We start from the raw sequence: 25,100 nt of genomic DNA on the forward strand, positions 1-25,100 counted from the left end.
TTCATAATGCGCGTAAAAAAGCCCTTTTCGGCATCGCAAGAATGATATTTGTTAAATCTTTGAATGAAGCAGATTCCGTCATAAATTGCGTGAAGCAGTCTGGACTCGTTCTCTGTATCAATGATTTAAAAAGATTGGGGGCAATAAGCATGTTATTTTTTAAAGCACGAAGAAACAGTCTATCCATTAACCTGTATCTGATTGATATAGGCATTTTTTGTGTAAAAGGTTGCCCTGTGTTTATCTGATATGCGGCTTCTTTCGCCCAGCGTTGAGTGGGTAAAAACGTGTAACCCGAGCTGGTTCTGACATGACCTCCAGCAATACCGTTGCGAGTATAAAATTGCCCGAATTTAAGGTGGTTTTGAGGTTTTATTGTGTGCATTGGTATTACGCCTTGCTCCCAAGTGAGTGCGCGTAGTTTTTTCAAATCAAAGCGCTCTGCAATTTTGGCATTAACCTCTTGCTTAATAATATTAAATGGCAGTACTGATTGGCTAAAGTAAGTCACTTCATAAAGAGCACGATGGTCGTCAATAGGTAGAATATAAACAAAGCGCAAAGCGCCGTCGTTTGTGACTGTCATTTGCTCCATTAATCCAACACAGCTCGAATCAAACAACGCCGTTGAGCTTTCAAGCCAAACACCTACAAAGCATTGAAATAAATTACCTTTAGCATTTACATGTTTGTCTAATCGGCTGTCTACAATATAGTTTGAAGTGATTGAAGTTGCCGTGTGTTCTGTATTAAGTATCAAACTTTTATCACGTTTTTGAACATCAGTGACAGGTTTCGAAAAATGTAACTCAATGTGCTTGCTTTTATGACATTGCTCCATAAAAAACTGGTAGAAATCAGCCCCTTTTATACAGTGATAGTGTTGCTTTGGGTTCTTAGAGTTGTGTTGAAAGGTGTCTATTTCGTCACTGACCTGCCATTTAGACCAAGATTTAGAAATTAACGGTTTAAGGTAATTGGGCAAGTGTTCTTTGCCCCAAAAACACCATGTTCGTGCTTTATCAAATGAATCTTCAGCTTCGAACATTCCAATTTTACGCTGGCTTTTTATATCATTAAGAGCCAGCACAAGAGACGCGTTTGCCATACCAATACCGATGCAGCTTAAATCATAAGCGGCTTTCATAAAGCGTCACTGTTTGTTGGTTTGAGTTGAGACAGCGACTGATGTAATTCTTTGTGATGTTTTAGTGTCTTTATTGGTGCTACTGAGGGAAGTTGCCATAATGCCTTTGCTGCAACCAATATTTTTTTGTAAGTAGGCACTACACATCGAGGCAACCAATACTGATAATGTTGTTGTTCGATTAACACACCGATATGTCTATACACTGACAGCGCGACAGCAATCGCCCTTCTACTCTTAGGTGGCAGAAATTGTAGCCCTATTCGGGCACTAGCATAATATTGCTCTGCAAGTTGTAAGAGTCTTTTTATGCTGTTTGCCGTGATTTGCCTTATCTGTTCATCCTCAGATAAGATTTCTTCAGGCGAGTGAGGGCACCATGAAAAAGGTATGTATCGTCTGCCCATTTCAGCGTCTTCTTTGACATCTCTGGCAATGTTAGTCAGTTGCATGGCCACACCCAAATCAATGGCAAAGTCGTAACTTCGTTTATCGGCACCGAGAATAGGACACATCATTAGCCCAACAACGCCAGCGACCTGATAAGCATATTGAATTAACTCGTCTTGGTCATGAATTCGTGCGGGAGACAAATCACTTTGTACACCATTTACCAGAGTCATTGGTAGAGCTGTCGAAATTTCATGTCGTTTAAAAAAACGAATGAATTCATCGAGTGTTTCACCGCAAGAGTTAATTTTTCCTGAAAGGCTATCATTAATGTGGTTGAGTTGCTTCGCTGCTAATTCAGCATGCTCACTTTGATCGGCAATGTCATCGACCCATCTACAAAACTGGTACAGCTTTGCAGCTTCCTGCAATTGTCCATGCTCTAACAGCCGGCCTGCAAATCTGAAAGATTTACCATATCGACTAAGTGTACTCAGTGCTGGTTCCGTCATACTAGTAAGCCTATTAATGTTAAGAACTAGTCGGTTGGGTGATTAAATCAGGTATCAAATGCTCCAAGACTTTTGCGGAGGATAACACGCCTGGCACACCTGCCCCTGGGTGCGTTCCCGCACCCGTTAAATACAAGTTATCTAACCCCTCTGCACGATTGTGAAATCTAAACCAAGCAGATTGAGACAAGCTTGGTGCAATTGAAAAACCAGAGCCATCAACGCTTAAATAATCAGAAGCAAACTCTTCAGGTGTCATATCAAATTGCACAACAAGGTGGCTTTTAAGATTAGGTAATATAGTTTGTTCAAGTGCGTTTAATATTTTTGTGGCATAAGTATCTCGCAATTCATCCCAATTTTGACCGCCTTGTAAATTAGGCACCGGAGACAACACGTAAAAACTATCGCACCCTTCGGGTGCCATAGAAGGATCCGTTGCTGTTGGCCTATGTAAGTAAAGCGAAAAATCATCAGCCAAGATTTGCTTGTCAAAAATGTCAGATAACAAGCCTTGGTAGCGTTTTCCTAACCAGATTGTATGGTGAGCGATATCGTCATAGGTTCTATTTGTGCCAAAGTAAAGTACATATAGGCCCATGGAAGGCTTTGCGAATTTGGTTTTAATCTTAGCTGAAAAGCTGATTTCATCCTTGGCGACCATATTTTGATACAGATATTTTGGATCTGTGTTAGACACTACTAAATCACAGTCATATGTTTGGTTATCTGTCGTAACAACTGAATGCGCTAGACGATTAGAGGTATTAATTTTTTCTATGGTGGTGTCAAGTTGTATGTGGATGCCTTGCTCTCGCATTAACCTTTCTAGAGCACGCACAACAGCACCCATTCCTCCTTTAGCAAAATGGATACCCCATTTTAACTCTAGGAAGTGTATTAAGTTATAGATACATGTTGTATCAAAGGGGTTGCCGCCTACGAGCAAAGGCTGTATTGAAAAGGCTTGCCTGAGCTTGTCATGTTCAAGATGATTACAAACAAATTGCCAAACACTCAAATAACTTTTTAATTTAATTAAACTGGGTACTTGCTTGAACATGGTCGTTATTGAGTGAAAGGGTTTGTCAGATAACTTTGAGAACCCGACATCAAAGATGGCTTCAGATGACTTTATTAATTTTAAGTAACCAGCTTTGTCTTGTGGTGCTATTCTTTCAATTTCTGTGAGTGTTTTTTCAAGTGAATCCCCATAATCAAATGTATCACCATCAGGGAAGTAAAAGCGGTACCAAGGATCTACAGGAACAATATCTACATAGTCAGTAATGTTTTTATCAAAAAGCTCAAAGAGCTCTGCAAACAGTTGGGGGGCAGTGATGACAGTCGGACCTGCATCGAATAGAAAGCCTTGTTGTTTGAACGTTTGTGCTCTGCCGCCAAGCTGTTTAGCGCGATCAATTAAAGTTACGTCGTAACCCTTTGCTCTGAGTCGAAGTGCAGCGGCAATACCACCAAAACCCGCACCGATAACAATGGCTTTAGTCATAAGCGTGATCTTCTTGTAGCGTTTGCATTTTGAGTTTAAGTCTTTGAATATAAGGAGTCATTAACCCAGATAGCGCAGGCGGAAGCTGAGACTCGTTTTTTTCGCTGTTCACTAGCAGTTTTTCAGCATCTTGAAAAGCAACGTAATACAAGTCAGCAGGGTGATAATTGGTATATTCTCTTGCTAAAAGTGACAAGTAGTTACATCTGCCATAAGCGTCATCTTGTTGCCAATCTTCAATGTCATCAATTATCTGATACGCTGAGGCAAACGAATTAAATACGTTTTTGAGTATTTGATCACTTATCATGACTCCCGCATAACTTAAAGGCATAGCCATACAAATTTGCAGCAGTGGCACCGATTTCAGCGCCACGGTGTCACAATACTGGATTGTTGTTAATTTTTGCCAAGTTTCCGAGTTGATGTCGGCAGACTGCCCTTCAATAGTTGTCTCAGTAACCTCTCTCATCATATGCAAACACTCACCTATTTTTCTCTCGTAGCCTAGGTGAGACAATATGCCAAAAGCGCGTGCTATTAACATGTCGCCAGCGCATATGGCTATTTGTGAATTATATTTGTGCCAAACAGCTTTTTTTTCTCGTCTGTATTTGTCGCCATCCATGAGGTCATCGTGCACCAATGAGGCATTATGAAGGCACTCAATGGCTGCAGCCATAACCACAGCGTCATTGTCGTGAATGCCTAATCGATGACATGTCTCCAATGTCAGTTTGGCTCTTATTTTGTTTCCACCGCTTGCTAAATGATAGTTCACGGCTGTATCAACATGATCATCACAACTAACGTGAGACGTGCATTCAACAAGATAGGAGTCAACTAAATTGAGTAAACTAGAAGTGAGCGAATTAGAGTGACAGGTAATAGACATAATAACCCTCAAAAATTAAAATGCGCCAAGTTGGCGCATTAAAAATGGTTAAGATGTTTGCTCATGTGAGCTGGATGTCGCTGCAGCCCAAATAACAACCCCAAATGCTATCTTGTTTACAAAGTCTGCAAGGTTATAGACGATATTCAGCATATTTTCGCTACCACCACCAGTATATCCGAGCACATATCCAAGCGGGTATATTGCCCAACCAACAGTGACTATAATGCGCAGAGCATTGAAAGCTTTCTTACTGGCTTCGGTGCCATTTTCGGCACTTATCTTACTGGCTTCCCCTAAGAATACTTCATAAATAATGAATAGCCATGCAAGCATGCTAATTACAAAAGCACCCCAAACATTGATGCTTCTGATTTCGCCAAAATAACCAAATACGAGCATTACCACAGATGCAGCCATGAGTTTCCAAAACAGTGCTGAGCGTACTACGGCAATAGCAGTTAATATCAAGTAGAACTCTATAATTTGAAGGGGCACGGTCAATAACCAATCTACATATCTAAATGTGGTTGGACTGGTACCAGAAACTATCCAAACTTCACGCATATAGAAATAGTGAATCGCAGCTATACCTGTTACCAAAGCCGCAACAGAAAGGGATGTTTTCCATTTTCCGACTGCGCGGTCTCTTTCCATGAAAAAGAAAAAGGTTGCAGCAGTCATTGCTGCAGAGATTATCCAAAAGGACATGCCGACAAAATCGGCTGGGTCGAGCATCACTTCTTTCATAACTTTTCACACCATATTGAGTAATAAATTATGACCAGACCACTTACAACATGTCGTCTAGGCCGGTATTAGAAATACTGCATTTTCGTAAGCATACGAGATTAATATTTAACTGGTTCACCTTATAAGAAAGGTAGTTAATACCATCAAAATATTCCACTTTGATTAACTATGTTCTAAATATGGTAAATAATTTGTGTAGACGCAAACTCGCAAAAGGTGTAATCAGAAACTCAATAAAAATTTATTGTTGTGTTATTTTCAATTATGAAACTGCTAATAATATTTATCTTCGCAGGCTGTTATATACAATTACCTTAATCATGCACAGTCTATTAGCTTTGGTTTTTCTCTTCTTAGAATAAAAAGTAATCAGTCAAAATTTCGTAATAATTTAAAAATAGGATTTGAATAACGCTTAAAAATTAAGATTAAAAGTGTACTTGGGTGATCTTTATTTTTGTTTCAACGTTTACCGTTAAAAGCCATTTAGAGCAAACGTGAATGAATCAAACATCTTTAGACAAAAACATGATTGAAGAGTCAGCACTGTTAGAAGGAGAAGCGCCAATGCCAGGTGCACCATCCGTGCTTATTAGTGACTCAAAAGCATGCATTCCTCAGCATTTTATGACTTTTCAGCATGACAGACAAAGCGTTGAAGAGGTGGTGTCTAATATTGATTTTGATGAAGATTACCTTGTGTTTGTTGATGAAGACAAAGCGGGTGTGTTTATTCAACTAGGTATTGTGGGGAAAGACAATTACCGACAAGATAATGATAAAAAGATCGTCTATGGACGAAGGTGGCGCGTCGAGGCAACCTTGCCAACATCAGAAATTATTCAAACAGTTTTTTTGGCCATTAAGTCTGCCAGAGAGCATGAGATACGAGAATTGTTCAAACTTTCGATTTTAGGTGGTGTGGCTACCCCCTTTAATAATCATCATGATCTACCAATGATGGCTAATTATACTGATCAATTTTTATGTCAGAGCCATGCTAACAACAAGCTTCAGAGCGACTTTGCGATCACTGATTTATTGGCTTCAATTACCTATGACAAAGCAAAATTTACACTCATTGATATCGAGCAGAGACACAATGGTACATACTTAATAGACATTCAAATTTTACCTTTTTTTCAGGGTAGACTCCCCGAATTAATAAATAAAACTCTCACACTACTCGTACATGAATTGACCGCCAATGCAGTTTTACATGAGCTGATGACTCAATTGGTGCAGCTAAGTAACCGATATGTCGAAGAAAATTTTAAGTTCAAACAATTTGCAAGATTTAGCAGAAGTGTGAGTATTGATGCTATTGCAAATACATCTATTTTGACACGTTCAAATGTGGCCAAAGAAGCGTCCGAATCTTTCAAAACCGTTTTTAAAAACAGTAATTACGAGACTGACATAACCAGAGTACCTTCAATTCATGATAGTGCATTAGGCTGCGCTTTGCGAAATCGATTAGAAAGTTTTGGCTCACTTCAAGGTATATTGCCAAAAAACTTTTTACCAACTAAGTTTGTCGACTAATCGTTTGTGTCAGTCATAATGTGTGAAATTGTAACTACAGTATAAAGACTGACGGCGATTGAAGTCTAGTTTGCTATTCAAAACTCACCACTGAACGAAATAGTTAGGCTCGGCTCACTATGCTCAAGCGCATAGTAGCGATAGTCTAACATTCCAGTTCTATCTGTTTGATAAATATGGCGGTCATATAGGTATTCTCCACCAAACGCATCTTCAAGTTCTATGTTGATCTGCATGTCACTGTCTAGGTCGAACTCGGCATAAAAACCGTAAGTAGCGCGATCTTTTTGTCGGTAAACTTCTTCTGGGTAGTAACCAGTTTCAGTATCGGGTAACGATGCCAGTACACCCCATGCATACCAATCTTCACCTTTTCTAAACTCTATTTCAGCGCTGTGTGGCTCTAACCAGGATATGGCTCGATCACCAGTTAACGGATCATCGTAGTTGGCATCGCGATATTCATAAAATACATTGATGAGGCTGTCTTCTAGTAACCAATTGGTTTGTATATTGATATCGAGGTCTAAGCCGTAGTAATAGGCGTGGCCAGCATTGCCGACCCCCCAGTCACCATTATCAAAACGAATGAACTCATGGATATCACGCTGTTTTTGCCAAAAAGCGCGCGTATTTAGCGTCCAGTGGTCGTCTGCTTCATAATTTAACTCATAACTGAACTCGATACTTTGTTGAGGCTTTAACTCAGTGTTACCCGATTGCTCACGGCCAAAATCATTATCTTGGCTATCTAGAAAATCAGTAAAATCAAGCTGGTCGACTCTGCGTTGTAATGTGAATGTCGATTGCAGGCCGTTTTTTGCTTGGTAGCTGAGCTTAATTAAAGGCTTAAGATAGCGACTTTGTGTTTCATATCGGTTATTTGATTGACTGCTGAGCTTAGCGTATTCACCCGTTAATTTGCTATATAGTTGCCATTGCGGGTTAAGCTCTATTTTGCTGGCAATAAAAGGTTCTGCACGGGTTTCACTGACACTGGTTGTTGTGACATTACTCTCTGAGCTATGCGCTTCTAAAGTATCTGCCTCTAAACGGTTGTGACTTACCTCTATACCTAGCTCTGGTTGCCACCACAAAGTAGGCTGCTGAGTTGAAAGCTTTAATACTTGCTCAGTATTTGATTGGGTTTGCTCAAATTGAGTAAGCGTGAGCTCACTTTCGTTTTGCTCTGTGGTGAGGGCAACTTGACCACTATCACGCAGGCGAAGTAACCCTGTCACTTGCCAGAGCCATGAAGACTCGCTCTCATTTGCTTGTTGTTGCCAATCAAAACCCAGTTCATACTCATTGAGTTGCGATTTATCTTTTATAGCTTCATTACCCAGCGCATCGTTATTGTCTTGCCAGTCACGGTCATAATCTTCTTGATAATGCTCTTTTAGAAACAGCGTATTTATTTGCAATACGCTGTCAGTCATCACCTTGCTTGACGTAATACCTGTGCTGATATTTTCAATGCTTTCTTGATACTGTTCTTGGCCATTTAAATAACTGATATTCTGATGATTAGACTCAGTATAATCGGTTGTAGAGTAAGTAAGATTTTTGTCTGTAGAAAGCTGTAATTGATGATCCCAATCTAGCCATTGTGTACTCACTTGCAATGAGGCAGCATTTACTTGATTAAAGTCTTTATGTGATTGTGCACCAACCTGCCAATTTGCCCTGTTTTGAGAATTATCTCTAATTATATTAACTGCTTGAGTATATTGGCTGACAGAAGAAAATGGGTGGCCGGCTAAATAGACTTCCATTTCAGCAATCTGACTTATGTGTAAATCTGCCAAAATTGCTTCTAGGCTTTGCGATTTATTTAGAACGGGTAAGCCATTAACTAATACATTACCGCTGGCGCTACTTAGGCCTCGCAGATCATTCGAATCAATGAACTGAAAGCCTGCAATTTGCTCAATAATATCTAATGCGGATTGCCCCTGCATGGCAAGAATATCTTCACTGGTATACAGCGCGACATTATCTTCAATGACAACCTGTGTATCGTCTTGAGCCAACGCTTGAGAGTTAAAGTTTAGTGCACCGATTAAAACAGCAGAGTTAAGCCAATTTTTGCTATACATTGTGCGTCCTTGGTTGGGGATATAAATCGCGGCTATTAAAATTTATTTAGGCTGAGTTCTCAATTATAAAGTGTTAATTGGTAAGGGCTAGGGACGAATGGACAGGTATCTTTCCAGTTATCCCATTGAGTTGGGATAACTGGACTCGTGAATTTAAATGCGGTTTAAGCGACTTGTTGAAGACAAGTCTTAACGGCTTTTTTATGGGCTTTACTCAGGGCGACGGCATTGTCGTTAGACAGCACCACATAGCCACTTCCTGAGGGCTTAATTGTCACCTTTTTGATCAATTTAATGTTCACTAAATGTGAGCGATGGGTTCTGATAAATGTGTTATCAGGCAATTTGGTTTCAATTTCTTTCAATGTGGCACGTTTTAGCCAAGTTTTTTGTGCAGTACAGATCTCAACATAGTTACTGGCAGAGTTAAACTGAATGATATGTGCATAAGGAATATCAATACATCGACCATTATGTTCAACAGCAATACAGGCTTGTTGTTCGGTTTGCGACACATCAAGTTGTGCAGGCTTTGGTTTTATCAGGCGCTGCCATAGGTAAATGTTTACGAAAATCACCAAAGGATGCAAAGGGGCAAAATATAAAAAAGTATATGGGATTGGGTCGTTAAGGGCATAAAAGTCAAAAATGGCTTGTGCACCCATGGCAAAAATAAACGTACCTATACAAGTCAGTAGAGAGAAGGTTGTGATATGTCTTTTCTGCTGTTCAATAAGGCTTAGCGCTCTAAACAGCAAAGGCGTAATAATAAACCATAAGCCCCATTCTTGAATTGCCCAATACCAGACATTATTGAGCTGATCTTCTGGTGCGACTGATAAATCATAAAATGCATCTATTGTGGTAAGAAAGAGTATGACAACGCTCCAGCCAATACTGGATATTTGCCATTCTTTACGTATTTGCTTGTCCATTGCTGCCCTCAAACCAGAAACCACGCTTAGTTTACTAGGTGAGTAAAAATTGGCAATTTCTTGCGATAATTTTTAGCCCGTTCATCCAAACGCACATCTAAAATAAGCGCCTTGCTCCCGCTGGGTGTAAAAGAGGTCGCCGCCGCGTTCTTTGAAGTGTAAGCACATTATTTGTCGAGATAAACTCAAACCAATCCCAGAACCCTTGTTGTTTGGTTGTGAAGTCTTAAGCATAGACACGAACATCATCCAAACACGCATCTAAAACAGGCGCCTTGTTCGCGTTGGATGTAAATGAGGTCGCCACCATGGTTCAACATAATCTGCCTTGAAAGGCTTAACCCTATGCCTGAGCCTTTTTGCTTGGTAGTAAAGAATGGCACGAACATCATATCGACCACATGCTCTGCCACGCCCGGGCCGTTATCACTGACTTCAACATAGTGCTGGCCTGCTTCATTACAGCCTGTTTTTAATTGCACGCTTGCTGAAGTGTCGCCGCTGTTTTGCTGCACCGCTTCAATGGCGTTTTTGGTTAAGTTGATAAGTACTTGCTCAACCTGTGCGCTATCAAGCATAGTCAGTTGAGAGTGTGACACGTCCATCTGTAAATCGATATTAGCTGCACTGCAAGTTTGTTGATGAAGCTGAAATACGCCTTCAACTAATGGAGCAAGTTGCTCAGGGTTAAGCGTGGGCGTAGGTAAATTACTGACTTCTCTAAAGCGACCGATAAAGTCACCTAAATATTCGGTGCGTTTTGCCAGCGTTTTTAGCGCCATAGCCAAATCGTCTTTGTCTTCTTCATCATCAAAGGTGAGTGTTTCTGGTAAAAGGCTTTCACAGCTTTGTGCAATGGAGGCGAGCGGTGTGATGGAGTTGGCAACTTCATGGGTGAGCACTTTGGTAAGCCGCTTATAGGCTTGTTGCTCTTTGTTTTGTAAGGCATCACGAATTGAGTGCAAGGTAATAATTTTGCGGATCTTACCTTGAATATGGGCGACACTAACTTGTATAGACAAGGTGTCTTGTTGCTCACCATATTGCCAATTAGCAATGGTTTTGAGGCTGCGATCACAACTTGTGACTAAGGGCGCGATATGGGCCAAATCATCACAATGGCGAACTGCTTTTCCGAGCAATTTGGCAACAGCTGGGTTTGATTCGATCACGTCGCCCGTGTCGTCACATACCACGACGGCCAAATCAATATGCACTAATAAGGCCTGTAAAAAGTGGGCCTGTTGCTCGGCATTAAAGCGCGCGCTCTGAATGTTTTCTTTGATCTCTTCAAGGTGACTATGCATAGGGTGATGTTTACTCAAACCCAAAGAGCTATCGCCATTTGCCAAAGACTTTAAAACAAAACTCATGTGCTTGTTTTGTTTATTAAATTGAGAAATAAGCGAAAACAAAGTCGCACATGAAAATAAGCTTAAAAGCAGTAAAGTCGCTGAAAACCCTTCTTGTATATACAAGCTTGCGCTGGTGGTGATCAGCACGCAAAGTAACAAGATGGTGGCAAAAAATATCGTTGTAGGGTGCTTCGTAAAATAACTCAAAATACTCAGCTCCGGTTATAAGTCGTATTTTTCGAGGCGGCGATACATGGCACCACGGGTTAAGCCCAGCGCTTTGGCCGCCTGCGATACATTACCCTGATAGTGCTTTAATGCAGCGCGAACGGTGCGATGTTCGAGTTCTTCTAGGTTGAAGGTGTCTGCATTAATCAATTGATCGCTCTCGCTTTGTGCTATTTCGGCTTGACTGTTTGGCGCGGTGGTAGTTACTTGGCCAACCACAGTGCTGATATCGAGAAGCTCACACTCACTTAAGATCACGGCACGTTCAATGGCATGGGCCAGCTCTCGCACGTTACCCGGCCAAGTGTAGGCACTCAAGGTTTGCAAATCGGTGTCACTAACACTTAATGTGCGTTTGTATTTGTGGCAGAAGTGCTCGAGGTAATAATTCACTAATAAGGGAATATCTTCACTGCGCTCACGTAGCGGTGGTAAACGGATCTCAATGGTGTTGATACGGTAAAGTAAATCTTGTCTAAAACGCCCTTCGTCTACGGCTTGTTGTAAATTATCGTTGGTGGCACAAATGAGACGAATGTTCACATCTATGGCTTTATTGCCGCCAACGGGGGTGACTTGGCGGTTTTGTAGCGCGGCTAATAAGGTGGTTTGCTGGCTCAGTGGCAAGTTGCCAAGCTCATCTAAAAATAGGCTGCCTTCGTTGGCGAGCTCGAAACGACCGACTTTGTCTGCTTTGGCATCGGTGAACGCGCCTTTCTTATGACCGAACAGTTCACTTTCAAATAAGTTGTCAGCAATTGCACCCATGTCTAAGCTAATTAGTGCATTTTCGCGACGTAAACTCGCTTGATGAATGGCATGTGCAGCGAGTTCTTTACCTGTACCACTCTCGCCGGTGATTAAAATATTGGCATCGGTTAACGCGGCTTTTTCAATGGTGCTAAATACTTGCTGCATGGCCGCACTTTGACCTAGAAAATCGAAGTTTTTACCACCTGCACCTTGATTAAGTGCTTGATTTAATCCTTGTGTTTGGCGAGTCAGTTGACCAACTTTCTGTTTGTCTTGGGCGTGCGCATAGGCAGCGGCGACCGCGCCTAAGAGTTGGTCGTTTTGCCATGGTTTGGCAACAAAATCAGCAGCGCCGGCTTTAATGGCATCAACGGCTAATTGAATATCGCCATACGCAGTCATGAGAAGCACTGCAATGCTGGGGTCTTGCTCAACGACTTTCTTTAACCAGTAAAACCCTTCTTTACCGCTTATGGCGTCTTGGCTGAAGTTCATATCGAGTAAGATCACATCAATAGGCTGCGCTTTGACGATCTCTTCAATATCAAATGGGTTATCTGTGGTGTGTACTTTTTGATAGTGCTTTTTTAGCAGTAGCTTAGCCGCGATTAAAATATCAGTATTGTCGTCGACAATTAAAATGTGCCCATCTTGCTTGGCTGTTTGCGTCATGGTCCTTGCCTGTTGGTTTTTTACTGATGCATATGTCATGAGACCCCGAAACAAGTTCGGGGTGACACTGATTTTAGCCTGATGGATCTAAAACAATGAGTCATTCTGAACTAGTTTCAGAATCTATTGCGTACGCGATGAGTTGCCGAACTAATTTGGATGATAGCAGTTTTAACGTTTATCAGGGTTTTGTACATCAGCTTTATTATTATCTCTTTTTAGCCTACCTCATTTAGCAACAGCACGTCTATTAATGTGTTCATAAATGGACACATTGTGGTTTTCGATGTGTTCTGTTTCCGGACACTATAATAATTATTAAAAACACAAAAATTTATAAAATGCTGATTTTTATGGGTTTAAAAGTTGGCATAGTGTTTGATTTATCTCTGCCATATTCTGACTTAGTTGTCGAAACGAAGATCGACCAAATTCTCAACGATTTAGAGGTGTGCTATGGATAAGAAAATTGAACGTTCAGGATTACAAAAACATCTTAAGAAAGCGGTTGCTGCGGGTGTGCTGCTGAGCATTGCTGCTGCAGCATTCGCATTTACAGATTCGTCATCGGGTCGCAGTCAAAACTTATCACTAAGCAGTGTCACCATTAATGCGGTTGAGCAAGGCGCATTTGTCGATTCGTTAAGCCTTCGAGGTCAGGTTGTGCCAAAAACCACTATTTACTTAGACACGATTGCGGGTGGACAAGTTGAAGAACGTTTGGTTGAACAGGGTACTTATGTGACTAAAGGTCAGCCTTTGGTTCGTTTGAGTAACACCAGCTTACAGTTAGACGTGATGAGCCGCGAAGCGCAGGTGACTGAGCAGCTTAACTTCTTACGCAACACACAAATGAACATGGAAACCAGTCGTTTGAACCTGCGTCGTGACTTATTAGAAATCGACTTACAAATTACCCATTTAGAGCGTCGTTACAAGCAATCTAAGCCACTGGTTGAGCGCGGTGTATTAGCCCAAGATAGACTTTCTGAAATCTCAGAAGATCTAGCTTACTACAAAGCGAGAAAAGAGCTGACCTTAGAGCGCCAAAAACAAGAAAATTCAATTCGTAAGGTGCAAGTCGAGCAGCTAGAAGACAGCGCCGAAATGCTACAGAAAAACTTACAGTTTGCCCGTGCAAATTTAGATAACTTATTAATAAAAGCGCCTGTTTCGGGTTACTTGAGTGAGCTTGATGTAGAAATGGGTGAATCAAAAAATCGCGGCGCGCGCCTTGGTCAAATTGATATTCCAAATGAATACAAATTAGTTGTGCGCTTAGATGAATTCTACTTAAACCAAGTTCAAAAGGGCATGGACGTCAACGTGCACTTAGATGGTGGCAGCGTGATGGCAAAAGTGAGCAAAATAGACAGCCGTGTAACCCAGTCGCAGTTTCAGGTTGAAGTAGCGTTACCAAGTGGCCAACAAGATATTAAACGTGGGCAAAGCATCGATGTTGAATTGATGTTAGGGGGCAACAAAGACAACGCATTATTACTAAAACGCGGCGCATTCTTTACCAGTTCAGGCGGTAACTGGGTGTACGTACTATCAAGCGATGGCAAAACAGCAGAGCGTCGCACCATTCGTTTAGGCAAGAAAAATCAAAATTATTACGAAGTGCTCGATGGCTTAAATGTGGGTGAGCAAGTGATCACCTCAGGCTACAGCAACTTCGACAAAGCACAGACATTAAAATTTTAAGGACCAGACCCATGATCAAATTAACTAACTTAAATCGCGTATTCCGTACTCAAGACGTTGAAACAACTGCTTTAAACGACATTAATTTAACCGTAGAACAAGGCGAGTTCGTTGCCATCATGGGCCCTTCTGGCTGTGGTAAGTCAACGCTGCTGTCTATTTTAGGTATGTTGGACTCACCGAGCTCAGGCAACTTTGATTTCGATGGTACCGACATCGCGGGTTACAACGAAAAGCAACTATCACAATTACGTAAAGCCTCAATTGGTTTTGTATTCCAAAGCTTTAACTTGATTGATGAGTTAACGGTATTCGAAAACGTTGAGCTGCCACTGCAATATCAAAACATCTCAAAAAATGAACGTAAACAGCGTGTTGAAGCTATCTTAAAACGTGTTGCTATCGACCACCGTGCCGATCATCTACCACAGCAACTATCAGGCGGTCAGCAGCAACGTGTGGCTGTTGCCCGTGCTTTAGTGATCAACCCTAAATTGGTTTTAGCCGACGAACCAACCGGTAACCTCGATTCTAAAAACGGTGAAGAAGTGATGACCATGCTGCGTGAATTAAACCGCGAAGGCACTACGGTGATCATGGTGACTCACTCAGAAAAAGAAGGCGCGTATGCTGACCGTTTAGTTCGTCTATTAGACGGTCAAATTATGCTAGACAAAGCCAATAGTGTTACTCAAGGACTAGAAAGCGAGGTTGCATAGTTATGATATTTAATTACCTAATCACGGCACTTCGTGCCTTTAAGCAACAAAAACAACATTTTTTATTAAATGTAATTGGCTTGAGTGTGGGCCTGGCAGCGGCAATTTTAGTGGCATTGTTTGCGAAAAATGAATTGTCTTTTGATAAACAGCAACCTGATGCAGATCGTGTTTATCGTGTAGCCCAAGATTATTCAAAACTGGGTTTGGGTACTATCCCTATTTATAGTTATACACGGGGTACACAGGCATTAGATTTTAGCCAAGTAGAAGATGTATTTGCGTTAAAAATGGTCGAGTTTACTCGTGAAGCTGAAGTAGATGTGAAGCACAATAATGAGGGATTTAAGCTTAATAATCTCTATGCTGCCACCGCGAATATTGAAGACTTTATTGCCATGGATGTGCTTGCAGGAAACATTAAAGAAGCTATGAGCACCCCTAACAGCTTAGCGTTGAGCGAATCTGAAGCGCTTCGCATTTTCGGCACTGTGAATGTCGTTGGTGAGACTTTAAATCATGCAAACGGCAGTTATACAGTCAGAGCGGTTTTTGCGGACTTGCCAGATAATACTCATTTTGGTTTTCAAGCTTTAGTGTATGCAGAGCATATCTCTGAAGACTTAGGCAATACAATACATTACGTATATTTAAAATTGACAGCCGGTACTGATATTCCAGCGCTAGAACAGCAATTAGCCGAACAGGCATTTACTGGTGATTTCAAAGGTAAGATATTTATAGAGCTTCACTCAATACTCGACTTGCATTTAACAGCCAACTCACCATTTGAAATGAAAACAGGTGGTACTAAGCAAGTTGTTACTATTTGTATTGGTTTAAGTATTTTGCTTGTCTTAATCGCTAGTTTCAACTTCATCAATATGACAGTAGCACAATCGACGAAGCGCGCAAAAGAGGTGGGAGTTCGAAAAGCATTGGGTGCAAGCAAAACCCAATTAGTAAACCAGTTCTTGTCTGAATCTGTGTTAGTTGCAGTACTGTCTATGGTGCTTGCTTGTGTGTTAGTAGAATTGGTTATGCCAAGCTTTAATAATCTAGTCGATCGCGAATTGGTACTTAACTATGCGTCAAGCTTTGGCGCGGGTATTGTGGTTGTTGCTATTGTCGTGGGTGTGCTGGCTGGCCTATATCCTGCGTTCTTTATTTCATCATTCAGTGCCAAGCGTGTATTAAGTGGTGATTTACAGCGTGGCAGTACTGCAATCTGGGTTCGTAAAAGCTTACTTACCTTTCAAGCTTCTTTAGCAATAGGGTTGATCATTGGTTCTGCTACATTACTACAGCAATTATCGCATCTACAAAACTTGCCACTAGGCTATCAAACAGCGCAGCGTTTAGTTATTTCTGAAGTGCCAGTTGGTCAAGTATTCACTCAGCAGCCAAGTACGGTTGTCAATAAATTACTTGCGATTGAGGGGGTGCAACATGTGGGAATTATCGACACACAACTAACTCGTTCTATCAATAACACGCTTAGACCAACATGGCCAAATGGCGAATATTCTGGTGGTATCACCCCTATTGTTGGCACAAGCTTTGAGGTTGTAAAAAGTTTAGGGCTAGAGCTGTTAGCTGGTCGTGACTTTAGCCGTGAGTTTGCTGGTGATTGGGCGAACAGAGTTGATGGCATCACACATGTTGGCACGATTGTAACTGAAACGGTGGCAAAGCAAGCAGGCTTTACCAATGTCGCCGATATTATAGGTAAATCAATCAAAGATGTTGGCCGTAATGTTGATATGCGCGTGGTTGGTGTGGTTGCGGATGTAAAAATTGGTAATGCACAAAATGCCAATACAGACATTATGTTCCTACTAGGTTTTAGTTACTTCAATCCAACTTCTGAAGTAGTGCTGACGGTGAATCCACACAATGTGGTGAGTATTAGACAGCAAGCTGCAGAAGTCTTAGCTCAACATGCCAATGTGTTCGAACCTAAAATCGAATTACTGTCTGACAGCTATAAAGAAGTATTAAAAGGCGATCAGCGTATCTCTCAAGTAGTACTTATCTTTACAGGCCTTGCGGTGTTCTTAACCTGTTTAGGTACGTTTGGCTTAGCGTCATTCTCAGCCGCCCGTCGTCAAAAAGAAGTCGCGGTTCGTAAGGTGCTTGGCGCATCACGTATCAGCATTGTGAACATCTTAGCGAAAGAGTTCTTAGTGTTAGTCGTTGTGAGTATCGCCATTGCCTACCCAGTAACCTACTTACTGGTTGGTGACTGGTTAGCCAATTTTAACGACCGTATTGATCAGGTCATGTGGGTGTATGGTGTTGCCGCAATGGCTGTTGCTGCAATTACATGGGTAACAGTGGCAGCGCTTGCTTTTAAAGCCGCCAGTACGCGTCCTTCGTTAATTCTACGATATGAATAACCTCTAAGTTGAAATTGGTCATTGTAGAAGTGCAATGGCCAACCATGATGAGTTTTAAGAACCAAAGGAAAATAAGATGATAGGGCACTACTTACTGACTGCGGTAAGAGCAGCTAAACGACAGCGTTTTATATATGGTTTGAATGTTTTAAATCTTACGATTGGCTTTACAGCGATATTCTTGATTGCCTTGTATATGAATTATGAATTGAGCTATGACAAACAGTGGTCAGGTGGGGCTGAAATATACCGAGTTGAGGTGGAAAATAATCAGCAACAAACGGTTACTCCGTTCTTTAATGCTCAATTAGCAAGTGAACTTAATAAAATAACGCATGTAGACAATGTTTATAAGCTGGCACCAATGAAAGATTGGTTTTGGTTTGATGATCAACTCCAAATCGAAGAGCAAAAGTATAAATTAAACAATGTGGTTGCGGCTTCTCAAAATATAGCAGAGATATTTCCAGTTAATGTTATTCAAGGAGATTTAAGTTCGGCTTTGAGCTCGCCAAATAGCATTGCCTTATCTCAAAAGCAGGCGCTACGTTTGTTTGGTCAGACTGATGTAATAGGGAAAAAATTAAACAGAGCAACTTCAACCCTAAGTGTTAAAGCTGTATTTGAAGATCTGTCTGAACAAACGCATTTATATTTCGATGCGATTGTTCCGCTTGATGCGCAATATTTAGGGTACGTAAAGTCTTATCATGAAGATGCGTACATATATTTAAAAGTTGATGATGTTCGCTCAGTCACGAGTATTGAGACAGCCATTTCAGCATTGATAAACGCACAAAGAGATAAGTCGTTGGCTCGTGTATCCGCTCGGTTGAAAGCACTGACGCGAATTCATCTCGAAGGAACAAGCCAAGGCGAATTAAAAGCGGGTGGTTCACTGCGTGCAATTTTAATTTGTGTTGCTGTCAGCATACTACTATTCGCAGTGGTAGGAATAAACTTCTTCAATATGGCACTGGCTTCACTGAATAAGCGAGGCAGAGAGATTGGTGTACGTAAAGCGATGGGCGTAACACGCATGCAACTGTTGATGCAGTTTGCAGTTGAGTTTGGCTTACTAGTAAGTATGACAATACTGATAAGCTTAGGTGTATGCGAGCAACTATTACCTTGGTTTAGCGAGTGGGTGGGTCGTTCAATTAATATCAAAGACGGTAGCCTCGTTCTTATTCCTCTATCAGTTAGCCTGATCTCGCTAGGCGCATTATTTGGTGCCATATCTGGTGTCAGAATATTGCAAAAGCCAACTTCTTTTCTACTGTCAGGCTCTTTAGAGTCAGGTGCTCATGCTGCGAAAGGAAAGTATTTACTTGTAGGGTTTCAGATAGCCTGCGCTATTTCATTGATTATCGCGGCATTGACTATTAATAAACAACTACAGTTTATTAGTGCCTTGTCTTTTGGATATCAAACAGAACAGCGCATTTATATTCCACAAATAGAGCGAACAGCTTTACAAAAAGACAGTGCTTTGATTAATCGGTTAAATACGCTGAGTAGCGTTGAAAAAGCAACCTTTGTTGATAATGATTTAACCAAAGAAGTGCCTATTAGAATGTCATTATCTTGGATGGATAAGGGCATAAACCAAAGTGATATTCGGTTTTCGGGTGTTGGCTACGATGGCGCTGAAGTTTTAGGGTTAAAGCTGCTTGCAGGGCGAGATTTTTCTTCGAAATATCAGAGTGATTGGTATCACAGCACAGCGAACAATACGTACCAGGCTAGTGTTCTTGTGACAATGAGCTTGGCGAAAAGAATGGGTTTTAATAAACCAAGTAGTGCGCTTGGCTTTACGTTCACAAACCAAGATGGAAGTCGGCATCATGTCTTTAAAATTGTAGGTGTTGTTGAAGATGTCAAAGTTGGCAGTTTAAGAGAGACACCAGAACCGGTACTTTTTGTTTGTGGTTTATCTTGGATGGGTAAACTAGCTATCCAAATTAAGTTAGCTCAATCTGCTAATGCGGCTTCCGTCGACTCAATAGAGCAGATTATCGCTCAGCATTTTCAAATTGAAGCGATCCCGAGTCAAAGCTTATCTGAGAATTATTTACATACATATCAGCACGACGCTTTTACCGGACAAGTCATTTACTTATTTTCAGCGCTTGCGGTTGTGTTGTGCTGCTTAGGTGTTTTCTCTTTAGCTGCTTATGGTGTGAGAGCCAGACAAAAAGAGATTTCAGTACGAAAAGTACTAGGTGCAACCCGCTTTCAACTTGTGACTTTAATAACCAATGTGTACTTAAAATTGACGTTATCAAGCGCAGTAGTTGCAATTCCGATCACATATTTTGTCGTGACGGATTGGTTAGCAGGGTTCAATGAGCGCATCACACAAACAGGTTGGCTATACACAGTGGCAGTTTTATCTGTTGCTTTAATTACCTGGGCAACGGTTGCAAGCTTGGCGTTCAAAGCCGCCAGCACCCGTCCTTCGTTAATTCTACGTTATGAATAATTTCAAAAGTGTTGTCTAGCCACAACCATGGTCTATCGGTGTAACTGATAGGCCATTTTTGGGTGAGAGCAAGATCTAATGGGTGAGATATGTTGATATCACATGTAACAACAGCATTTAGAGTATTTAAACAACATAAGTTGTACTCGCTATTGAATGCCTTTGGGTTAAGCATTGGCTTGGCAGCTGCACTTCTGGTGGCATTATTTGCTGAGTATGAATTGTCGTTTGATGAAATGCAGCCCGATCATCAGCAAGTATATCGTTTGCATGTTGATGTGAATGTACCAGGTCTTGAAGAGATTCCGCTGACTATGGTGAACATCGCGCAAACTTTAAAAATGCGAAGTGATGTCGCCGATCTTTTTATACTCGCGGATGTGGTCGATAGTGGTTTGTTATCTGAGCATATAAAAATTGCTGATCAAGCATTTAAGCTAAACAACCTGTACGGTACAGCGAAGAATATTCGTGATTTTGTAAATATCTCTGTGATTTTAGGCGACCTTGAAGCGGCTCTTTCAGCACCTCAGCAGATTGCTTTGAGTCACAGTGAAGCAGAACGACTATTTGGCAGTGCAGAAGGTGCACTCGGGCAAACGATACTGATCGAGGCAAAACGTTTTACCGTTAAAGCCATTTTTGAAGACTTACCTGATAATAGTCACTTTTTGTTTCACGCTTTAGTGCCAATTGATTTCACAGAATATAGCGACATTTCTAGCTATATTTACCTCAAAACTCTACACAATGCTGATTTAAAAGCGATAGAAAAGCAGTTAGCTGACCGACTCATTGAAAAATACCAACTTAAAAACAGTCAGCTTGAATACCGTTTAGTGCCTATGCGAGAGGTTTACTTTAAAGCCCATTCACCATTTGAGTTGAAAACAGGTGGTTCTGCTTTTTTAGTCACTTTGAGTGTGGTGCTGAGTGTTTTATTACTCGCCATTGCCGCAGCCAACTACATAAATATAGCGGTGTCGCAATTGTTGTATCGCAGCAAAGAGATCGCCATGCGTAAGACTTTGGGGGCGAGCAAGCGTCAGCTCATAGCCCAATTCTTGTTAGAAGCCTTATTGATGGTGATGTGTGCCACTTTACTTGCGGTGTGTTGGGTTGAACTGCTTTTGCCAAGTTTTAGTGACTTTGCAAATCGACCACTCGACTTAGTGTGGGGAGCTTCAGAGTTTGCGCTGATCATAGCTATAACCGTTTTATTAGCATTCATTTCAGGTGCTTATCCTGCATATTGTGTCGCACTCGCACCGTTAAACTCATTGCTTGCCGGGCAATTAAAAGCTGGCCAGCTAGTTCGAAAAGGACTATTGGTATTTCAGTCTGCGATGGCAATGGCCTTGATTGTTTGTACTTTGGTGAGTTTGCAGCAGTTGTCGTTCTTACAAAGCTTGTCGGTAGGCTATGACGCGACTGATCGCATTGTGATCCACGATTTAAGCAGTAAGCAACTCATGGAAAAAGAACATGCAATACTCAATGAGATCCGTGCGCTGCCAGGCGTTACTCAAGTTACAACAACCGATACTGACTTAACCGACAGCATTTTAGAAAGCTTTTACTTCCGTTGGCCAAACGGCTATGAAGAAAGCGAACTGCCACCCACTATCGGCACTGGTTTTCATGCGGTTGAAACCTTAGGTCTAACACTACTCGCTGGCCGAGACTTTTTACCAGAGTTTCAGAGCGATTGGCTGCACTATGTAAACGAAACAGTAAGAGAGCAATCAGACGCAGAGCAGGGCGAAGCATCGCCTCAGGCAATGGCTATTTTGGTGACCGAGCAAATGGCTAAGCGTGCAGGCTATGACAATGTGAGTGAAGTGGTGGGTCTGCAAGTTCAGGGGCTTTATCGCAATATCAATGCAACCATTGTCGGTGTAGTCAAAGACATCAAAGTGGGCTCGGCGAAAGATGATTGGCTGCCTGTTTCATTTTCAGCGGGATACAGCTCGCAATCAACGGTTAGATTGGTGATAAGCACAGAGCAAGCAAACCTTCCGCAGTTATTTAATCAGCTACGCCAACTTTTAAAACAGTTTAACTTAACCGCTGATCCGCAATTTAGTCTGATGCAGCAAGACTTGGCTAAAGTTTATCGCATCGAGCAAGACTTATTTGTGCTTATTCGAAACTTCTCTGTGCTGGCCATGCTTTTAAGTTGTTTAGGTTTATTTGGACTCGCAGCATTTGCAGCAAAACGTCAGCAAAAGCAATTAGCAATAAGAAAAGTGCTCGGGGCAACACGCTTCAGTTTAGTGAATCTACTCGCTCGCGAGTTTTTAACCATAGTGCTTGCAGCAGCGGCAATCGCCTTACCATTTGCTTATTGGCTAATGGATAACTGGCTGCAAGACTTTAATGACCGCATTGAACAAACCATTTGGGCGTATGGCTTAGCTGGCCTAGTAGTGGCTGGATTCACTTGGCTCACAGTTGCAGCGTTAGCATTTAAAGCTGCCAGTGCGCGCCCATCAGAAATTTTACGTTATGAATAACAACTCAGATATACAGCAGTCAAAAGGGAACCCAGTATGTTAGTGTCATATGTTACGACCGCTTTAAGAAGTTTTGCACAGCATAAACAACACGCCTTGTTGAGTCTGGTTGGGCTAAGTCTAGGTATGGCCATGCTAATGTTGATTGGGCTTTTTATTCAGCATGAATTGTCTTTTGAACAAGGCCTGCCGGATCAGCAAAATCACTATCGACTGGTGATGCATGCCCAAGAGAATGGCAACGAATATATTCTTACCACCCCAAGGGCACATCAGCAGTTGCTCGATATTCTAGGCGTAGAGTCGGTTTTTTATTTATTGAAAACGCAAATGGTCAGCGACGATAAAGTGGCGATTGGCAATAATGCATTTAAGCTCGCTGCAAACTATGCTGCGACCTCAAACTTAGCCAAATTAGTCAATATTGATGTACTGGCAGGCGACCTCACTACAACCTTGAACACTCCCGAAAAAATAGCGTTATCACGCTCTGAAGCTGCGCGCTTGTTTGGGGCCTTTTATACTCCAGATAAGGTAATAGGCCGTACCTTAAAACTACAAAGGAATAATCGACTGCTTACGGTCAGTGCGGTGTTTGCCGATCTTCCTGTGAATAGCCATTTTTATTTTCACTCATTAACCAGTATCGAACCCTATATGGGTATTCGCGGTAATGTAATGCACACCTATGTTGCGCTATTACCTAATACAAATATGGAGTTGGTTGCGCAGTCGGCAACAAAAATCTTTGCGCAAATTTGGCAATGGCAAAACATTGATTATTGGTTGCAACCTATCAAAGATATTCATTTGGGGCCTAACTTTGCCCAAGATATGAAGATAGGTGGAGACGCCACATCTGTGATGATCTGTGCGGTTATGGCGCTGGTTTTATTGATCATCTCTTGTGTGAATTATATTAACTTCAGTGTTGCGCAGTCCTCTAATCGTGCCAAGGAGATTGGTATACGCAAAACCATGGGCGCGACGCGTGCTCAACTGATTACCCAGTTTATGAGTGAGTCTATCTTGCTGGCATGGTTCGCTATGTTAGTGGCCTGTGTGTTGGTTGAGTTATTTCTGCCTAGTTTTATGCAACTGATTGGCCGTCCATTGCCAGCGCTGGACTGGCCGATTTGGTTGGGACAGGTATTCGCGCTGGCAACAGGAATTGGTGTATTGTCGGGCTTATACCCAAGTATGTACATGGCAGGGTTTAACACTAAAGCCATTCTAAATGGTGAATTAAAGCAAGGTCGACAAGGAGTGTGGATCAGAAAGGCTTTATTGTTGCTGCAAATGGGTTTGTCGGTGGGTTTACTGATAAGCGCTATGATGTTGAGTAAGCAACTGCATTTTTTACACTCTCTACCTGTGAATTACCAAAAGTCGCAGCAACTAGTTATTAATGATATGCCGCAAAAAGCATTATATGGAAAGCAAAGTGCATCACTCTTGGCAAGCATTGAGTCTATTCCAGGTGTGACAGCCAGTGTGGCCATGGACTTTTCAATCACACAGTCTACCAACGCTGGTCTCTTCGTTAAGCTTCCTCAAACACCAGATACACCGTTGTCGCTTTCGCTTGCTGGGGTACATGGCAAAGTGGTTGAAACTTTGGGGTTAACCTTATTGGCTGGTCGCGATTTTTCTGACGAGTTTGCATCAGACAGATTCAATCGAGACACCGAGCAAGGCAGTATTATCGTGCCTGAATCTGTGCTCAATACGTTAGGTTTCAGCAGCCCAGAAGATGCGATAGCTAAACCAATTTCATTTTTTGCCGGACCATTCTCGAACGCAACAGGCATCATAGTGGGTGTGGTTAAAGACATTAAAGTCGGGCCTGTCAATCATCATGGCGCCCCTGTGGTGTTTGTGAATGGTTTGGGTGTAGGCGGCACATATTCGTTACTGGTTAAAGTTGAAAGTCCGAACGATGCTCAGTTAAAGCTCGATTTACAAAACTTTGTGAAAGCGCGTTTAAACATTGCCCCTGTCGACATCTCCTTGCTCGAAGATGACTACCAAGCGCTTTATCGCGAGCAACAAAAATTATCTGAGGTGGTGGCTATTGGCGGTTTTATTTCATTGTTCCTAATCTTGATGGGCGTGTTTGGTCTAACTAGCTTTCTTGTTAAGCAGCGTCAAAAAGAAGTGGCTATACGCAAGGTACTGGGGGCAAGCCGCTTGGGGATCATTAATGGGCTAGCTAAAGAGTTTATGTTGCTGGTGTTATTTGGATGTGTGATCGCTTGGCCTATTTGTTTCTTGATATTGAGTGATTGGCTAGCGAGCTTTGAGCAAAGTGTTACGCAAAGTATTTGGGTTTATATGGTTGCTTCTTTGCTTATCAGTTTAATCACCTGGTTAACCGTGGCGGGCCTTACATTTAAAGCTGCGAGTATTCGACCTGCTCAGATCTTAAGGTATGAATAATATAATTGATTAAAAAGTGAACAAAAGCTGCGTTTGCTTCG

The 25,100-nt window shown here is 41.7% G+C and carries 16 protein-coding genes; 7 read left to right on the forward strand and 9 right to left on the reverse strand.

The window, feature by feature from the left end; all coding sequences use genetic code 11:
• Position 1: 1 nt before the first annotated feature.
• From CWB72_RS13535 to CWB72_RS13555, 5 genes are read right to left on the reverse strand one after another with little or no spacing between them, the layout of a single operon-like run.
• A complete protein-coding gene (locus CWB72_RS13535; protein WP_138632260.1) occupies positions 2-1,147 on the reverse strand; it encodes a lycopene cyclase family protein in 1,146 nt (381 codons plus the stop codon).
• A complete protein-coding gene (locus tag CWB72_RS13540) occupies positions 1,144-2,049 on the reverse strand; it encodes a phytoene/squalene synthase family protein (RefSeq protein WP_138632263.1) in 906 nt (301 codons plus the stop codon). Before CWB72_RS13540 ends, CWB72_RS13535 begins: the two co-directional genes overlap by 4 nt.
• Before the next feature lie 19 nt (positions 2,050-2,068).
• Positions 2,069-3,559 (reverse strand): phytoene desaturase family protein, encoded by a 1,491-nt coding sequence (crtI, locus tag CWB72_RS13545; RefSeq protein WP_138632266.1) that lies wholly within the window; start codon positions 3,557-3,559, stop codon positions 2,069-2,071.
• Complete coding sequence (locus CWB72_RS13550; protein WP_138632269.1) at positions 3,552-4,454, reverse strand: polyprenyl synthetase family protein; 903 nt, start codon at positions 4,452-4,454, stop codon at positions 3,552-3,554. The genes crtI and CWB72_RS13550 overlap by 8 nt, the downstream gene beginning before the upstream one ends.
• 48 nt (positions 4,455-4,502) lie before the next feature.
• On the reverse strand, positions 4,503-5,204 hold the full coding sequence (locus tag CWB72_RS13555; protein WP_130254856.1) for a bacteriorhodopsin-like: 702 nt from the start codon (positions 5,202-5,204) through the stop codon (positions 4,503-4,505).
• Positions 5,205-5,708: 504 nt separating this feature from the next.
• Here CWB72_RS13555 and CWB72_RS13560 point away from each other — a divergent pair.
• The gene (locus CWB72_RS13560) at positions 5,709-6,752 is read left to right on the forward strand and encodes a hypothetical protein (protein WP_138632272.1); all 1,044 of its coding nucleotides are present in this window, start codon (positions 5,709-5,711) and stop codon (positions 6,750-6,752) included.
• 77 nt (positions 6,753-6,829) lie between these two features.
• Here CWB72_RS13560 and CWB72_RS13565 read toward each other — a convergent pair whose 3' ends face one another.
• From CWB72_RS13565 to CWB72_RS13580, 4 genes are all read right to left on the reverse strand, one after another.
• The gene (locus tag CWB72_RS13565; RefSeq protein WP_138632275.1) at positions 6,830-8,851 is read right to left on the reverse strand and encodes a TonB-dependent receptor plug domain-containing protein; all 2,022 of its coding nucleotides are present in this window, start codon (positions 8,849-8,851) and stop codon (positions 6,830-6,832) included.
• Positions 8,852-9,015: 164 nt separating this feature from the next.
• Entirely contained in the window at positions 9,016-9,786 is a 771-nt protein-coding gene (locus CWB72_RS13570) for a LytR/AlgR family response regulator transcription factor (RefSeq protein ID WP_138632278.1), read from the reverse strand.
• A 245-nt stretch (positions 9,787-10,031) separates the two neighbouring features.
• Positions 10,032-11,348 carry a sensor histidine kinase gene (locus CWB72_RS13575; RefSeq protein ID WP_138632281.1) on the reverse strand — a complete coding sequence of 439 codons (1,317 nt, stop codon included), beginning with the start codon at positions 11,346-11,348 and terminating at the stop codon, positions 10,032-10,034.
• A 15-nt stretch (positions 11,349-11,363) separates the two neighbouring features.
• Complete coding sequence (locus CWB72_RS13580; protein WP_436409856.1) at positions 11,364-12,833, reverse strand: sigma-54-dependent transcriptional regulator; 1,470 nt, start codon at positions 12,831-12,833, stop codon at positions 11,364-11,366.
• A 417-nt stretch (positions 12,834-13,250) separates the two neighbouring features.
• Here CWB72_RS13580 and CWB72_RS13585 point away from each other — a divergent pair, with 417 nt between their 5' ends.
• The 6 genes from CWB72_RS13585 to CWB72_RS13610 all read left to right on the forward strand — a co-directional run bounded on the left by CWB72_RS13585 (position 13,251) and on the right by CWB72_RS13610 (position 25,059).
• Positions 13,251-14,501 (forward strand): efflux RND transporter periplasmic adaptor subunit, encoded by a 1,251-nt coding sequence (locus CWB72_RS13585; protein ID WP_138632284.1) that lies wholly within the window; start codon positions 13,251-13,253, stop codon positions 14,499-14,501.
• Between the two features lie 11 nt (positions 14,502-14,512).
• The gene (locus tag CWB72_RS13590; RefSeq protein ID WP_138632287.1) at positions 14,513-15,220 is read left to right on the forward strand and encodes an ABC transporter ATP-binding protein; all 708 of its coding nucleotides are present in this window, start codon (positions 14,513-14,515) and stop codon (positions 15,218-15,220) included.
• A 2-nt stretch (positions 15,221-15,222) separates the two neighbouring features.
• Positions 15,223-17,619, forward strand: coding sequence for an ABC transporter permease (locus tag CWB72_RS13595; protein WP_138632290.1), 2,397 nt, complete (start codon positions 15,223-15,225; stop codon positions 17,617-17,619).
• A gap of 76 nt (positions 17,620-17,695) precedes the next feature.
• On the forward strand, positions 17,696-20,104 hold the full coding sequence (locus CWB72_RS13600; RefSeq protein WP_138632293.1) for an ABC transporter permease: 2,409 nt from the start codon (positions 17,696-17,698) through the stop codon (positions 20,102-20,104).
• Positions 20,105-20,193: 89 nt separating this feature from the next.
• On the forward strand, positions 20,194-22,620 hold the full coding sequence (locus CWB72_RS13605; RefSeq protein ID WP_138632296.1) for an ABC transporter permease: 2,427 nt from the start codon (positions 20,194-20,196) through the stop codon (positions 22,618-22,620).
• A 36-nt stretch (positions 22,621-22,656) separates the two neighbouring features.
• Positions 22,657-25,059: an FtsX-like permease family protein gene (locus CWB72_RS13610; protein ID WP_138632299.1), complete on the forward strand. Its 2,403-nt coding sequence runs from the start codon at positions 22,657-22,659 to the stop codon at positions 25,057-25,059.
• Positions 25,060-25,100 lie beyond the last annotated feature (41 nt).

This window comes from Pseudoalteromonas phenolica (assembly GCF_005886345.1).
GTDB classification, from domain to species: domain Bacteria; phylum Pseudomonadota; class Gammaproteobacteria; order Enterobacterales; family Alteromonadaceae; genus Pseudoalteromonas; species Pseudoalteromonas phenolica_A.

Excerpts from the sequence above, each read along its gene's own strand:
- crtI (WP_138632266.1), bottom strand. The coding sequence starts at position 3,559 with ATGACTAAAGCCATTGTTATCGGTGCGGGTTTTGGTGGTATTGCCGCT.
- CWB72_RS13570 (WP_138632278.1), bottom strand. The coding sequence starts at position 9,786 with ATGGACAAGCAAATACGTAAAGAATGGCAAATATCCAGTATTGGCTGG.
- CWB72_RS13560 (WP_138632272.1), top strand. The coding sequence starts at position 5,709 with ATGAATCAAACATCTTTAGACAAAAACATGATTGAAGAGTCAGCACTG.
- CWB72_RS13600 (WP_138632293.1), top strand. The coding sequence starts at position 17,696 with ATGATAGGGCACTACTTACTGACTGCGGTAAGAGCAGCTAAACGACAG.
- CWB72_RS13605 (WP_138632296.1), top strand. The coding sequence starts at position 20,194 with ATGTTGATATCACATGTAACAACAGCATTTAGAGTATTTAAACAACAT.
- CWB72_RS13610 (WP_138632299.1), top strand. The coding sequence starts at position 22,657 with ATGTTAGTGTCATATGTTACGACCGCTTTAAGAAGTTTTGCACAGCAT.
- CWB72_RS13595 (WP_138632290.1), top strand. The coding sequence starts at position 15,223 with ATGATATTTAATTACCTAATCACGGCACTTCGTGCCTTTAAGCAACAA.
- CWB72_RS13585 (WP_138632284.1), top strand. The coding sequence starts at position 13,251 with ATGGATAAGAAAATTGAACGTTCAGGATTACAAAAACATCTTAAGAAA.
- CWB72_RS13550 (WP_138632269.1), bottom strand. The coding sequence starts at position 4,454 with ATGTCTATTACCTGTCACTCTAATTCGCTCACTTCTAGTTTACTCAAT.
- CWB72_RS13590 (WP_138632287.1), top strand. The coding sequence starts at position 14,513 with ATGATCAAATTAACTAACTTAAATCGCGTATTCCGTACTCAAGACGTT.
- CWB72_RS13580 (WP_436409856.1), bottom strand. The coding sequence starts at position 12,833 with ATGACATATGCATCAGTAAAAAACCAACAGGCAAGGACCATGACGCAA.
- CWB72_RS13565 (WP_138632275.1), bottom strand. The coding sequence starts at position 8,851 with ATGTATAGCAAAAATTGGCTTAACTCTGCTGTTTTAATCGGTGCACTA.
- CWB72_RS13555 (WP_130254856.1), bottom strand. The coding sequence starts at position 5,204 with ATGAAAGAAGTGATGCTCGACCCAGCCGATTTTGTCGGCATGTCCTTT.
- CWB72_RS13535 (WP_138632260.1), bottom strand. The coding sequence starts at position 1,147 with ATGAAAGCCGCTTATGATTTAAGCTGCATCGGTATTGGTATGGCAAAC.
- CWB72_RS13540 (WP_138632263.1), bottom strand. The coding sequence starts at position 2,049 with ATGACGGAACCAGCACTGAGTACACTTAGTCGATATGGTAAATCTTTC.